This is a genomic window from Methylocystis iwaonis (assembly GCF_027925385.1).
Classification (GTDB): Bacteria; Pseudomonadota; Alphaproteobacteria; order Rhizobiales; family Beijerinckiaceae; genus Methylocystis; species Methylocystis iwaonis.
Genome location: NZ_AP027142.1, coordinates 1,306,184 through 1,318,709, shown reverse-complemented (window position 1 = coordinate 1,318,709; position 12,526 = coordinate 1,306,184). Strand labels below are relative to the sequence as shown.

14 protein-coding genes and 1 pseudogene are annotated in these 12,526 nt (G+C 60.6%); 6 read left to right on the top strand and 9 right to left on the bottom strand.

Features of this window, described 5'->3' with window-relative positions; all coding sequences use genetic code 11:
- Nucleotides 1-64 precede the first annotated feature (64 nt).
- The 5 genes from QMG84_RS06355 to glyA all read right to left on the bottom strand — a co-directional run bounded on the left by QMG84_RS06355 (nucleotide 65) and on the right by glyA (nucleotide 4,306).
- Nucleotides 65-670, bottom strand: coding sequence for a riboflavin synthase (locus tag QMG84_RS06355; protein ID WP_281931226.1), 606 nt, complete (start codon nucleotides 668-670; stop codon nucleotides 65-67).
- Entirely contained in the window at nucleotides 670-1,794 is a 1,125-nt protein-coding gene (ribD, locus tag QMG84_RS06350) for a bifunctional diaminohydroxyphosphoribosylaminopyrimidine deaminase/5-amino-6-(5-phosphoribosylamino)uracil reductase RibD (protein ID WP_281931225.1), read from the bottom strand. Before ribD ends, QMG84_RS06355 begins: the two co-directional genes overlap by 1 nt.
- Nucleotides 1,791-2,273, bottom strand: a complete 483-nt coding sequence (nrdR, locus tag QMG84_RS06345; RefSeq protein WP_202073813.1) for a transcriptional regulator NrdR — start codon at nucleotides 2,271-2,273, stop codon at nucleotides 1,791-1,793. Before nrdR ends, ribD begins: the two co-directional genes overlap by 4 nt.
- Before the next feature lie 167 nt (nucleotides 2,274-2,440).
- Entirely contained in the window at nucleotides 2,441-2,863 is a 423-nt protein-coding gene (locus QMG84_RS06340) for a hypothetical protein (protein WP_281931223.1), read from the bottom strand.
- A gap of 165 nt (nucleotides 2,864-3,028) precedes the next feature.
- On the bottom strand, nucleotides 3,029-4,306 hold the full coding sequence (glyA, locus tag QMG84_RS06335; RefSeq protein ID WP_281931222.1) for a serine hydroxymethyltransferase: 1,278 nt from the start codon (nucleotides 4,304-4,306) through the stop codon (nucleotides 3,029-3,031).
- 387 nt (nucleotides 4,307-4,693) lie between these two features.
- Between glyA and QMG84_RS06330 the strand changes: the two genes are divergently transcribed.
- On the top strand, nucleotides 4,694-5,362 hold the full coding sequence (locus QMG84_RS06330) for a DUF3320 domain-containing protein (RefSeq protein WP_281931220.1): 669 nt from the start codon (nucleotides 4,694-4,696) through the stop codon (nucleotides 5,360-5,362).
- A 302-nt stretch (nucleotides 5,363-5,664) separates the two neighbouring features.
- Here the strand turns inward: QMG84_RS06330 and QMG84_RS06325 are convergent, their stop codons facing one another.
- Nucleotides 5,665-6,093 (bottom strand): hypothetical protein, encoded by a 429-nt coding sequence (locus QMG84_RS06325; protein ID WP_281931934.1) that lies wholly within the window; start codon nucleotides 6,091-6,093, stop codon nucleotides 5,665-5,667.
- Nucleotides 6,094-6,384: 291 nt separating this feature from the next.
- Between QMG84_RS06325 and QMG84_RS06320 the strand changes: the two genes are divergently transcribed.
- Together QMG84_RS06320 and QMG84_RS21555 are read left to right on the top strand one after the other, a co-directional pair.
- Nucleotides 6,385-7,740 carry a MobA/MobL family protein gene (locus QMG84_RS06320; protein WP_281931218.1) on the top strand — a complete coding sequence of 452 codons (1,356 nt, stop codon included), beginning with the start codon at nucleotides 6,385-6,387 and terminating at the stop codon, nucleotides 7,738-7,740.
- Between the two features lie 215 nt (nucleotides 7,741-7,955).
- On the top strand, nucleotides 7,956-8,147 hold the full coding sequence (locus QMG84_RS21555) for a hypothetical protein (protein WP_281931217.1): 192 nt from the start codon (nucleotides 7,956-7,958) through the stop codon (nucleotides 8,145-8,147).
- Nucleotides 8,148-8,243: 96 nt separating this feature from the next.
- Here the strand turns inward: QMG84_RS21555 and QMG84_RS21550 are convergent.
- Nucleotides 8,244-8,477, bottom strand: a pseudogene (locus tag QMG84_RS21550) (ATP-dependent nuclease); the annotation flags it as partial.
- A gap of 475 nt (nucleotides 8,478-8,952) precedes the next feature.
- On the opposite strand from QMG84_RS21550, the gene QMG84_RS06310 reads away from it, so the two are divergent.
- Complete coding sequence (locus tag QMG84_RS06310) at nucleotides 8,953-9,645, top strand: hypothetical protein (RefSeq protein WP_281931216.1); 693 nt, start codon at nucleotides 8,953-8,955, stop codon at nucleotides 9,643-9,645.
- A 112-nt stretch (nucleotides 9,646-9,757) separates the two neighbouring features.
- On the opposite strand, the gene QMG84_RS06305 is transcribed toward QMG84_RS06310, so the two are convergent.
- Nucleotides 9,758-10,186, bottom strand: coding sequence for a hypothetical protein (locus tag QMG84_RS06305; protein WP_281931215.1), 429 nt, complete (start codon nucleotides 10,184-10,186; stop codon nucleotides 9,758-9,760).
- 64 nt (nucleotides 10,187-10,250) lie between these two features.
- Nucleotides 10,251-10,940: a chemotaxis protein CheB gene (locus QMG84_RS06300; RefSeq protein WP_281931214.1), complete on the bottom strand. Its 690-nt coding sequence runs from the start codon at nucleotides 10,938-10,940 to the stop codon at nucleotides 10,251-10,253.
- Between the two features lie 28 nt (nucleotides 10,941-10,968).
- Here QMG84_RS06300 and QMG84_RS06295 point away from each other — a divergent pair, with 28 nt between their 5' ends.
- The gene (locus QMG84_RS06295; RefSeq protein ID WP_281931213.1) at nucleotides 10,969-11,520 is read left to right on the top strand and encodes a recombinase family protein; all 552 of its coding nucleotides are present in this window, start codon (nucleotides 10,969-10,971) and stop codon (nucleotides 11,518-11,520) included.
- Nucleotides 11,517-12,497, top strand: coding sequence for a DUF2971 domain-containing protein (locus QMG84_RS06290; protein ID WP_281931212.1), 981 nt, complete (start codon nucleotides 11,517-11,519; stop codon nucleotides 12,495-12,497). Before QMG84_RS06295 ends, QMG84_RS06290 begins: the two co-directional genes overlap by 4 nt.
- Nucleotides 12,498-12,526: the final 29 nt, after the last annotated feature.

Genomic DNA, 12,526 nt, shown 5'->3' with positions numbered 1-12,526 from the left:
TCCCGATCGCTCGCCGCGCGAGCGTCGGGAAAGACAGCGAACCAATCAAGCGGATCTCGTATAACTACCGGGCGGACTCGCTCAACCGCGCCGCATAGCGCGCCATCAAATCGACTTCGATATTGAGCGCATCCCCTGCCCCGCGTCCGCCAAAAGCCGTGACGGCGAGCGTATGCGGAATGAGCAGGATCGAAAACCGGTCGCCCTCGACCTCATTCACTGTCAGCGACACGCCGTCGAGGGCGACGGAGCCTTTCTGCGCCACAAAGCGCGACAGCGCATGCGGCGTCTCGATCCAGAAGCGCGCCATGCCGTCGAAATCGTCTCGAGAGACGATCTGCGCGACGCCGTCGACATGGCCGGTGACGATATGGCCGCCGAGCTCGTCGCCGATCTTCAGCGCGCGTTCGAGATTGACCCTCGTTCCCGCTTTCCAGCTTCCGACCGTCGTTTTCGCCAGCGTCTCGGCGGCGGCGTCGACGTCGAACACCGTGCGCCCGCCTTCCCGCGCCACCGCCACCACGGTGAGGCAGACGCCGCAATTGGCGATGGAGGCGCCGAGCGCGATCGTGTCGGCGTCATAGGCGCAGGCGATGCGCAGCCGCCTGAGATCGCCGCGCGGCTCGACCGAGATGATCTCGCCAACGTCCGTGACAATGCCTGTAAACATCAGTCCATCCTCGCATAGCGCGTCATCTGGTCCGCGCCGAGCATACGGCTCTCGATCATGCGGTAACGGCCTTCCAGCGCCGCGCCTGCGGCGGGGGTGAGCGCCGGCCGGCCGGGGCGTCCCAGCGGCTTGAAGCCCGTGTGAATGATGACCTCGTCGGCAAAACCCGCGGACAGCAGGCTTTCGGCGACGAGGGGGCCGCCTTCGCTGAAAACGCGCGTAATCCCGCGATCCGCGAGCAGGCGCAAGGCCGCGAGCAGATCGAGCCGGCCGTCGAGCGTTGGAATGCGCGCGACATCGGCGCCCGTGGCCTCCATAAAGGCGCGCGCCGCGTCTTCGCTCACATCCTCGCCGACGATCACGAGCAGCGGCGTCTCCCGCGCCGTCGCGGCGAGCCTAGAGCGGGCCGAGAGGGTCAATCTACGATCCAGCACCACGCGCAGCCGCTTGGCGCCGTCGAGGCCAGGCAGGCGTACGGTCATCAGCGGATCGTCGTCGCGCGCCGTGCCGGAGCCCACCATGATGGCGTCATGGAGCGAACGCTGCACATGGGTGAAGGCGTCGGCGATGGGACCGGTGATATGCAGGCGCGGGTCATGCGCGGCGCCGGCGGCGTAGCCGTCCGCCGTCTGGGCGAGCTTCAGCGTCACCATCGGCCGATGCTTGGTGACGCGCAGAATATGGCCGAGATGGTCGCAGCGCGCGGCCGCCTTCTCGGGGCCGACAACGACCTCGATCCCAGCCTCGCGCAGCAGCGCATGGCCCCTGCCCGCGACGCGCGGGTCCGGGTCTTCGATCGCTGTCACAACCCGCGCAATCCCCGCCGCGATAATGGCGTCGACGCAGGGCGGCGTACGGCCGTGATGAGAACAGGGCTCCAGCGTGACATAGAGCGTCGCCCCACGCGCTTCGGCGCCCGCGGCGGCGAGCGCGATGGTCTCGGCATGGGGACGGCCGCCCTCGGCCGTATAGCCCCGCGCGACGATCACGCCGTCCTTCACTACCAGGGCGCCGACAGCCGGATTGGGGGCGGTGCGGCCCATGTTGCGGCGTCCGAGCGCCAGCGCCGCCGCCATATAGGCGCCGTCTGTCGGGGCGAGCAGGATCTTTTCGTGGAGGCTCATTCGTCTTCGGCCGCGTCGGCCGTTTCGGCCCCGCTTTCCAATTCGTCGATCAGCGCGTTGAAATCGCGCGCCTCGCGGAAGTCGCGGTAGACGGAGGCGAAGCGCACATAAGCGACGGCGTCGAGCAAGCGCAAGCCCTCGATGACCAGCTCGCCGATGCGTTGGCTCTCGATCTCCGCCTCGCCGAGGCTCTCGAGCTGGCGGACGATGCCGGAGATCATCTGCTCGACGCGATCGGGCTCCACAGGGCGCTTGCGCAGGGCGATCTCGACCGAGCGCGTGAGCTTGTCGCGATCGAATGGCGCGCGCTTGCCGGATTTCTTGACGACGATGATCTCGCGCAACTGCACGCGCTCGAAGGTCGTGAAACGGCCGCCGCAGGTCGGGCAGACGCGCCGGCGCCGGATGCAGGACGAATCCTCGGCAGGCCGCGAGTCCTTCACCTGTGTGTCGAAGGAGCCGCAATAGGGACAGCGCATGGGCGGCCGAGACTCCCGGCGATTTCTGATGCGCCTGCTTAACTGCCCGCGCGCTGGCGAACAAGTTCGATTTTCTGCCCTTTGCATAAGCAAGTGCGGCTCGAACCATTCGAGAGTATTGTCGTCAGGCGCTCGCTAGACTGCAGCATGTAACTCACTTTAGTGGATTATAGATGGGCGCCTCTCGTCGGCTGGTAAATGATCCCATCCGTCGGCTGCCACATCAGCCATGCCATGAAAGGCACGAACATCATCAGAAGCAATCCATCAAGCATGTAATACGCACTCAAATTTGCGGGATAGATCACGGCTTTCGCAGGATGCCCTTTTGGAAATTCAACGTAGACCTGTCCACCGACCGGTTCCTCGGTATAGTCGCGGATCTTGTAAGTTTCGTCCCCGATTGTAAACTCGATCAAGGCTTCGTGGTATTGCGAGCCATCGTCATGGACGACTTTCGATCGGATAACGACACCATTCACTGACTGCCGCGTTAGGGTCCGCCATAGTCTCTCGTCGGTGCCAAAATATATCAACAAGCGTAAAATGGCGATGCCTGCTGGCAATAATAGACCGCTTATACTTTCCATCGGCGCACCCTAAGCGTTCTCTAAACTTCATCAATCAAAGCACCCGATCGTAGAATAAGCAACCATATGAAAGATGGCGCGCGGCGAGGAAATCCAGATGCCTTCGACCGCCGCGAGCGGAACCTCTCCCCGAGCACGAGCGCGCACGGGGAGAGGAAACTATTTTTACGCGTAAATCGGGAACTTGGCGGTCAGCGCGTGAACCTTTTCCTTCACCGCCGCTTCCGTCGCCGCATTGGCCTCTTCGCCCTTCGACGACAGGCCGTCCAGAACCTCGACGATCAGGCCGCCGACTTCCTTGAACTCGCCCACGCCGAAGCCGCGCGAGGTCGCCGCCGGCGAGCCGAGACGAATGCCGGAGGTGACGAAGGGCTTCTCCGGGTCGAAGGGGATGCCGTTCTTGTTGCAGGTGATGTGGGCGCGGCCGAGCGCGGCTTCCGCTGCCTTGCCGGTGATCTTCTTCGGGCGCAGGTCGACCAGCATCAGATGGTTGTCGGTGCCGCCCGAGACGATGGCGAGGCCGGCGTCGACGAGCGTCTTGGCCAGAACCTGGGCGTTGTCCTTCACCTGCTGCTGATAGGCCTTGAACTCCGGCTTCAGCGCTTCGCCGAAAGCCGCCGCCTTGCCGGCGATGACATGCATCAGCGGGCCGCCCTGCAGGCCGGGGAACACGGCCGAATTGATCTTCTTGGCGATGTCTTCGTCGTTCGTCAGCACCATGCCGCCGCGCGGGCCGCGCAGCGTCTTATGCGTCGTGGTGGTGACGACATGCGCGTGCGGGAACGGCGAGGGATGCAGGCCCGCGGCGACGAGGCCGGCGAAATGCGCCATATCGACCATGAAGTAAGCGCCGACTTCGTCCGCGATCTTGCGGAACGCTTCGAAGTCCCAAATGCGCGAATAGCCCGAGCCGCCGGCGATGATGAGCTTCGGCTTATGCTCGCGGGCGAGCGCGGCGACCTGCTCCATGTCGATGCGCTGATCGTCCTTGCGGACGGTGTAGGGGACCGGCTTGAACCACTTGCCCGAGAGGTTCACGGGCGAACCATGGGTGAGATGGCCGCCGGCCGCGAGGTCGAGGCCCATGAAGACGTCGCCCGGCTGCGCCAGCGCGAGGAAGACCGACTGGTTCGCCTGCGAGCCGGAGTTCGGCTGCACATTGGCGAAGCCGCAGCCGAAGAGCTGCTTGGCGCGCTCGATCGCCAGATTCTCGGCGATGTCGACATACTGGCAGCCGCCGTAATAGCGCTTGCCCGGATAGCCCTCGGCATATTTGTTGGTGAGAACCGAGCCCTGGGCCTCCATCACCGCCTTGGAGACGATGTTCTCCGACGCGATGAGCTCGATCTCGTGGCGCTGACGGCCGAGCTCGAGCTCGATCGCCTTGGCGAGCTCCGGATCGGACTGCGCAAGGGAGGTGGTGAAGAAACCGGACTGGCTCATTGAATGTCCTCTAGCCTAAGGGGCGCGAGAGATAGCGAAAAAACCGGCCTCCCCGTCTCGAGCGGCGAACCCGGGCCCTCCATGTCGCGCATTGTTGAGGCGTTCGCTCTATCACGGCCCGCGCGGGACGGGAAGAGCGGGGATGGAGGGCTGGGGACAGGTTGGGCGCGGGGGAATTCCTGCCCTGGGCCGAGATTTTCACCTTTTTACGCGGTTTCGCGACTGGGCGAAAGCGGATGCCTGGAAGCGATTGTTCGACGCCGTCTCGGACGGGCCAGCCATAGAATATGCCATGAGCGACGCCACGCTCGTCACGACGCCGCCGATCCGCAACGGCGATCCGAAGAACGGGCCCGAGTTTCATGGGAAAATTTGCGGGAGGAATTCATGAGCCGGGACGCCGATGGCGAGGAGCACTATGGCTCTCGAAACTATCTGCTCGGAATCGAGTGTGACGGCGCCCCCTATCACGACTCCCGCTCGGCGCGCGACCGCGATCGGCTACGGCAGGCGGTGCTCGAAAATCGCGGCTGGACCATTCATCGCGTATGGAGCGCCGATTGGTTTCAACGTCCGGCTGAGCAGCTCGATCTCATCATCGCCAAAATACAATCGGGCAAGGAGGAGCATGACGCTACGGCGGTGAGAACGGCTCGCGCGGCGCCGGTCGACATCGTCACCATCGAGCGGGAGGACGTCACGGAGATCGGCTTCGTTCCCGTTGGCGAAGAGTCTCAGAGTTCAAGCGACGCTTATATCGAAGCGGTGTTGAGCCGACCCTCGAATTGGGCCGGTGAATTGCACGAAGCGCCGATCGGTATTCTGATCGCGCTCGTCGAGGAGGCGGTGCGGATCGAGGGCCCTGTCCATTCCGACGAAGTTGTCAGTCGTCTTCGCCACTTCGCCGACGACAAGCGCAAGCTGCTCGAGCTGCTGGAGCCCGTCAGCCATGCGGCCGAGCGGCTGGACTGGCTGAAGGAGATCGCGCCGGGACGCACAGCCCGAGCTGCTATTCAGAAGCGGTATGGCGGCTCGTGCAAAGCTTGCTTTCGATAGAGAGCACGCCCCGCGTCGCTGTCCGCCTTTGCCCGAGGAGGAAAGGCGCAGGCGCCGGTTCGGTGGCCGCGGCCTCCGCGACGGCCAAATCAGCAGTCGAGGCTCGGTCTCGCTACTCAGACGCAAGCATTTGATTTCAGACAGATTGGCGGAGAGTGGTAGCGGAGGTCCGCTACCGCCTTTCCCCACAACACCCAAACATACGCTATTGCCTCCATTCTTGCGCTTAAGGCCCCAGGCCGAGCGCGGGGGCGGGTCTGCGGCTCTTTTTCGCACATTCGAATCCCCTGGAGATCAATCCGTCACGGAAGTTTTCTCACCGATGGCTCACGCGCAAAATAGCGGGTCGCTGCATTTTGCGCGATCACTTTCGGGCCCCCGCCGAAAGACGCCTTCATCGGGCGACACCCCAGCCTTTTCGAGCAACGTTGAGAAGCGCCGTACATCCGGCCTTGGATAGGACAAGCGCAATGGCGTCGAAAGGACAGAGGGCGAGCCCGCGAGCTGGCGGCAGGCAGATGCGCGCCGCTTTTCAGCTTCACGCCACCGATCCGTGGCGTGACGACATTGACCGCTGCGCCAACTTCCTGCGCGGCGGCGAAGATCGCTTCAATCGTCGCCGTCGGACACATCCTTCGCCAATATGCCGCGCGCGTTGCGAGGTCCGCATCCACATTGATCAAATTGGCGAGCACGCGTTCGCGAATGTGCGGCAGCGTGACCTTCGACAGTTCAAAGACGAGTGCGGCGCGCAGATGCGTCTGTTCCGTCTCGCTCTCTGAGCGATAAAAAAAGCCGAGCTTGACTGTAGTGATCCGCGAACGTCTCGGAACGTATGCGCGACTTCGTTCCCGAAACCGGGCGCGGGATAGGTGACGAAGCGCGCTCGGTCTCTCGCGGCCCGCCTAGCCAACCTCCGCGAGACTGTTCGGAGCCCGAGACTCGCAGCTTGCCCGAGATTTCACGGCGGCCATTCCGCATGAATTCACCGAGCAGCAAATGCATGGGCGGTTGGCGATTTTGTGCGGGAGCACTTCGCCCGCAAGGGGTATGTCGCCGACGTTGCGATCCACGCGCCGGAGGAGGGGAAAGACCAGCGAAATTTTCACGTTCACATCATGGTGACGATGCGCAAGCTGGATGGCGACGAGTTTTCAAAAGCGAAAGACTGGAGCTTTCTCGACAAAGAGCTTTTGATGAGCTGGCGCGAGGGGTGGGCAAATGTGATGAACCGTCATCTTGAAAGGTGGGAACATGATGCCCGCATCGACCACAGGAGCCTAAAAGATCAGGGGATCGACCGCGAGCCGACGATTCATTTGGGCTACGCCGCGAAGGAGATGGAGGCGCGGGGCGCGCAATCCGACCGCATGGACCAGCTTCGCGCCATCCTGCAGCACAATGACGCCATCCGCGTTTCCGAGAGTGCCGCTCAGCGGGCTCCGGAAATGTTCAGCACGGCGGCGCGGCCTCACGACCTTGCGGCCGAGACGCCGCAGCAGAAGGAGGCCCGCGAGCTTCGCGGGAAGCAGAGCGCGGCGCGCGCGGAATTGAAGGCCCAGCAGAAATTCGAGCGCGACGAATTGAAAAAGGAGCTTGCGAAGGAGTGGGAGGCGTTCCGCCGCCAATCGCGCGGAGACTATCGCGCGGCGGCGGGGCAGGCTTACGCCGATATGGGCGAGCAGTTCAAAGCGGATTGGAAGGAGCTTTACCGGACGACCCCGAGGGAGCGACGCGAGGAGGCGAAGGCGGCGCTCGCCGCCAAACAGCGCGAGGCCCTTGCTGAGCGGCGCAAGGAGCTATTCGCGGAGGTGCGCGACAATCGCGCCGTCTCATGGGAAACGGCGCGGCGCGTTCAGTCTACCGCGCGGCGGCTGTTGCGGGAGGAACAGAAAAGCCAGTGGGAGCAGTTGCAGGGCGAGTGGCGCGACGCGGCGGAGCGCTGGGCCGAGCGCCGCGAGAAAGAGTTTGCGGCCACGCACCGCGACCACCTGCCCAACGTTCTTTCGGGCAGCATGGCGAAGGTGCAGTCCGCCGCCGTGGAATATCTGGTCAATCGCGCCAACCGGCAGGCCCGCGAGCAGCGCGCCGCCGATCACGTCGCCACGCCCGCCAATCCCCCCCAGCCCCGCAAGGAGCCTCTCGCGGAGGAGAGGCGGGCCAAGGACGACTCCGCCGCCGCGACTGGCCGCGACAGCACCAGCAAGGCGGAGGCCGCGCCCGCGCCGCGCGCGGACTCCGGCGACTATTACGCCAAGCTCCAAGAGCGCATCGCGCGGGAGGCCGCGAAATTGGTTGAGAAGGACAAAGCCAAAGAGCGCCGCGACGACAGGGGCGGACGCGAACGCACTCGCGGCGACGACGGACGCCAACGATAGGGAGGGCTGCGACCGCCTCGCCGAGGCGCAGACCGATAACCGCCGGCGTCCCGCGCCCGTGAAGACCTCGATCCGCCGCGTCGGAGCCACTTCAGGCTCCGACATATGTTTACGCTCTGAAATCGACATGTGTCGGAGCTCCCATCGCTCCGATTATCGTACGCCAATCGCTCAAAACAGGTGGGATCAAAACAGCGCCTACGATTGGCCTCTTCATGTGCGCGCAACGCGTCCCTCATCCCGTCTTTGGTGGCGATCGCAGGGAGCGCACTATTTTCGGCCCGGAGCTTTGCATACTCGGCCCGAAGATCGGCAACCGGTTTCCCGCTGTTATACAACTCAAAAAACGGCCTGAATTGCTCAATTGCCAGCCGCTGGCCGAACTGCTTGACGGCGGCAATGCCTGAAGCAGGATCGAAAACGGCTTTGGCAGTGACTGTTAATTCGTTCTGTCGGAAATAGTCGGCAAAGTCCTTTTGTGCATCCTCATTTAGATCATTGAATGTGACCGTAATTTCTATCGGCTCACTGGCGTCTCTCGCATGAAAATCCTCGATATCCAGATCGTTCAAATTGGTGGCTGACGCCTCCACTTCTCGAAAAAAAACGTTCAATGCGCAAAGCACTGTTGATTTTCCGGCACCGTTTGGGCCGACGAACGAAGTATAACTGTCAAAATTTATTGTGCTGTCTTTGAATGACCTGAAATTTTTTATGCGAATGGACTTTATCCTCATAGCCGTGCCCCGGAGTCGCAACCGAATCAGCAAAATCGGGGGAAGCCTACTCGACCTCGCAACCTAAGGGGTTAACCGGCAGGTTCCCCTTGTTGCACCCGCCACGGCGGATGATCGCGGACGCGGATGGCTACGAGTGATAGCTTGAGGAATGGAGCGGGCCATTCTGGAGAAGCATTTGGCCGAGGCCGAAGCGCGCGTAACGCTCGGCGCGCGCCATCTTGAGCAGCAACGAGCCCTCATTTTGAGGCTGGAGTCGAACGGTTATGACTCAGCCGAAGCAAAAGCTTTGCTTAGGCTGTTCGAGGAGCTTCAAGTCGAGCACGTAGCTCACCGAGATCGACTTCGTAGCGAGTTGGGCGTCCCCCCCCCCCCCGAGTAATGCAAAAATCAAGACTTTTGGGACAGGCGCGAAACTCGTAGCCGTTTCGATTCGATCTCGGCACCCCATTTATGGACCAACGGAGTGAAGGAAATGAAAGAGAATTCCACGCTGAACCTCAGTTTCAGTCGCGAGGCTGCTGCGGTGCTCCTTGATCTCTTAAGCCAGGCTGAAACGCCGCCGGGTGACGAGAAAAAAGACGCGCTACGCGACATTATCAAGGCGGCCTTATACGCGCCGCAACAACCCACTCTCGAAGAGATTAAGGAAGAGGCGCGGACCAGTTTGGCGCAAGCGGTTAAAAATCTTGCGCAGGTGGAGAGCACGTTTGAGGAGTCGTTCGCGCATGGCAGCGAAAGCAACCAGCGCACGGCCTTGGCGGCGCTCAGCGCCGGGGAAACCCGGCTACAAGGCTCCCAGGCGGCGTATGACGCCGCTTCAAGAAACGCGCTGGAGGCAGCGGCTGAAAGCGCCGAGGGAAAGCGCCGGGCCGCCTATGCGAAGTCTGAGAAAGCCTATGACGAAGCGCTTGCGGCCCTGCGGGCCTATGAGCCCTTGGCACAAGAGATATCAAAGCTTTTCAGAATCCTTTCGTTTCACACCGATCTCGCGCTAGCGGATACCGAAGCAGCCGACGCGGCGAGGATCAGCCCTCACGCGGCAAACGCAGCCGACCATCTCAAGAAAGTTCTCCAAGAGCAGAAACCGGGTCTTCCGGAATCGGTGACGAAACACGTCCTTGCGGCCTTGCACGAGCTGGAGCTGGCGGCGCATGTCCGAAGCTAAATGTATCAGCGTTAATGCCTGTGTGCAGACGACAAAAACCCGCTGAACAGCGAGCGACTTGGTGAAGCAGACAGGAAACGTTCGTTTTTAGGGCATCCGAAGGCGACCGCACTCAAGGCTCACTGAACCAGTGCAGAACTAAATCGCCATATCCGTGAATGGCTGTGCCCAAAAGAATCGTTCCAACGCCAACGATGCGTTCAGCCACAATGTCATGAACGATTGCCGGACGGATGAGCTTGTGCTCCGTCTTCTTGCGCCTGAGATGCCGGAGTGACGAGTATTCTCCATGAGGCGCCGATTGTTCTGGCTCCTTAATAGCGTCCAGCAACCCATGAGGTAGCTGTCGATTTACCTGCTCCCCCAAGCCTGTCCGGAAATAAGGTAACGCTGTCACAACTATACCTAGGCACGTCAGGGCCGCACCCAAACGCCCCCCTATTTCGTCGTCGCCGGTCGCAACAAACCAAGCGACATGCGCCCCGAATATGGCAGCAAAGATGGCTGCAAAGCCGAGCCAAGACCACCACTGCCAGCTCATTTCCGCCTCCCGCGCCGGGCTAGCTAGATTTGCTAAAAGGACAAAATCCTTTCAGATGAAAGCTCTAGAGGCGAATTTCGCCGCAACATTCCATCAGCTTGGCAATCTGCTCCGCAGATAAGCGCGCGTCTGGATGGTCTCTCGCGATTGCCGTTTCCGGCATGGACGGTTCCGCCGCCTCCTCTGGTTTCTGAATTACCGCCTGGCCGCCATGCTCCTTGATGACGCGCAGACCTTCAGCCCCGTCATTGTCACCACCACTGAGGATGATGCCAGTAACGCGGTGTCCGTAAACCTTTGCGGCCGAGATAAAGAGAGGGTCTGCGGCGGGGCGCGTGTGGTGCACTTTCGGTCCACGATTTAGGCGGATGCGGTCGCACTCTAAAACCATGTGCTGATCTGGCGGAGCGACGTAGATATGCCCCGCTTGGATGGGTGAGTTGTCCTTCGCGAAGGACACGCTCAGCTTGGAAGACCAAGACAGAATTGTAGGCAAATCGCTGCGATGATCGCCGATGTGCATGACGATGAAAATCGCAGCCTCGCACGTTGCAGGTAGCGCCGAAACAATCTGGCGCAACGGTTGCAGCCCGCCAGCCGAGGCACCGATTACGATAATTCTTTCCATGGGGAATAAATGCTGTTCGGGCTGGCCGCGTCCAGTAGAGCCCGCTGTTGTAAAACTTAAGATTTTTGCAACACGTGCCAGGCCCTTAAAAATCAGGGCTTTGCGATGTGCAAAAGTTTGTTGCAAAAGTTTAGCGCTTCCCTACCCTTCCCGCATGACCATTTTCGCCTATGCCCGCGTCTCGACGGACGGCCAGAGCGTTGACGCCCAAGTGAAGGCGCTACGCGCCGCCGGAGCCGAGAGGGTTTTCAAGGAGACGGCCAGCGGCGCGAAGACTGACCGCGCTCAGCTACGCCGAGCGCTCGCCGCCTTGGGCAAGGGCGACGTGTTGCTCGTGACGCGCCTTGACCGCCTCGCCCGCTCGACGCGCGACCTTCTCAACACGCTCGACGCTATCGCGAGGGCCGGAGCGGGCTTTCGCTCGCTTGCCGACGCATGGGCGGACACGACAACCGCGCACGGGCGGCTCATGTTGACAGTGTTGGGCGGGCTCGCTGAATTCGAGCGCGAACTAATTCGTGCCCGCACCAGCGAAGGGCGCAGCCGCGCCAAGGCGCGGGGCGTTCACATGGGGCGGCCCCCTGCCCTCACCCGCCATCAGCGCGAGGAGGCGCTTGCGGCGCTCGCCGAAGGCAGCGCGACGCAAGCTGATCTCGCGCGGCGGTTCAATGTTTCACGCAGCACGATTTCGAGGCTTCAAACATGAACGATTCATCATCGCAGTTCGATTTGAACCTTCTCCAAGCGCTTTCGCAGCCGCTTTGGGCAGACCTTTCAGACACCCCCGAATTTTATGAGGCCAAGCCTCTTTTGGCGCACTACACGTCGATACAAACTCTTGAGGCTATACTGAAATACAGAGAGTTTTGGTTTTCGAACCCCCTATACATGAACGACCTTGAAGAAGTCCGCTTCGGGATGCTCGAAGGCCTTACAGCTTTCATGTCTAATCAAAAGATAGAACAGGCATGTAAAACATCAGAGCGGGCCGCACTATTAAGGCATAGTTTCGACTTTTATTTTAAAAAATTCGACAGTGAGCATGTTTTAGATATCTATGTTTTCTGCCTTTCAGAGCACAGACGTGACGACAAAGACGGACTTTTGTCGATGTGGCGAGGCTACGCATCAAATGGCAATGGGGCAGCATTGGTATTCGATGCCGCTAAATTGAATCCGCGTGAGAATTCTCCATTGACTATTGCGCGCGTTAAATATGCTTCTACTGAAGAGCGAAAAATCTGGATAAATAATAAGATAGAACTCCTTGCTGATTTGATTTCTAAAAATGATTTGCCAGATGAAAAATTGTGGGCAGCAACGTATGTATTTTTTGAGCGCCTAAAAATGTTCGCTCTTTTCACCAAGCACCCTGGATTTGAGGAGGAACGTGAATGGCGCGTAGTTTATCTTCCAGAACGTGACATAACTGCAGCATTTACCCACTTCATAGATTACGCCATCGGCCCTCGCGGCATTGAAGGGAAGCTTAAAATCAAAATTGCGCCTTTAGCTGGTTTTATCGATGACGATTTTTCTCTGGATAAAATCGTGCACAGCATAATTCTGGGCCCAACAATTTCGTCACCTCTTGCGCGTGGTGCGGTAGCAAGAATGCTCGACCGGCACGCGCCAGAACTTAGGGACAGAGTGGTAGCCTCGACCATTCCATTCAGGGCCTAATGCGTCGCAAAAGGTAGAGCTTTTGCAAG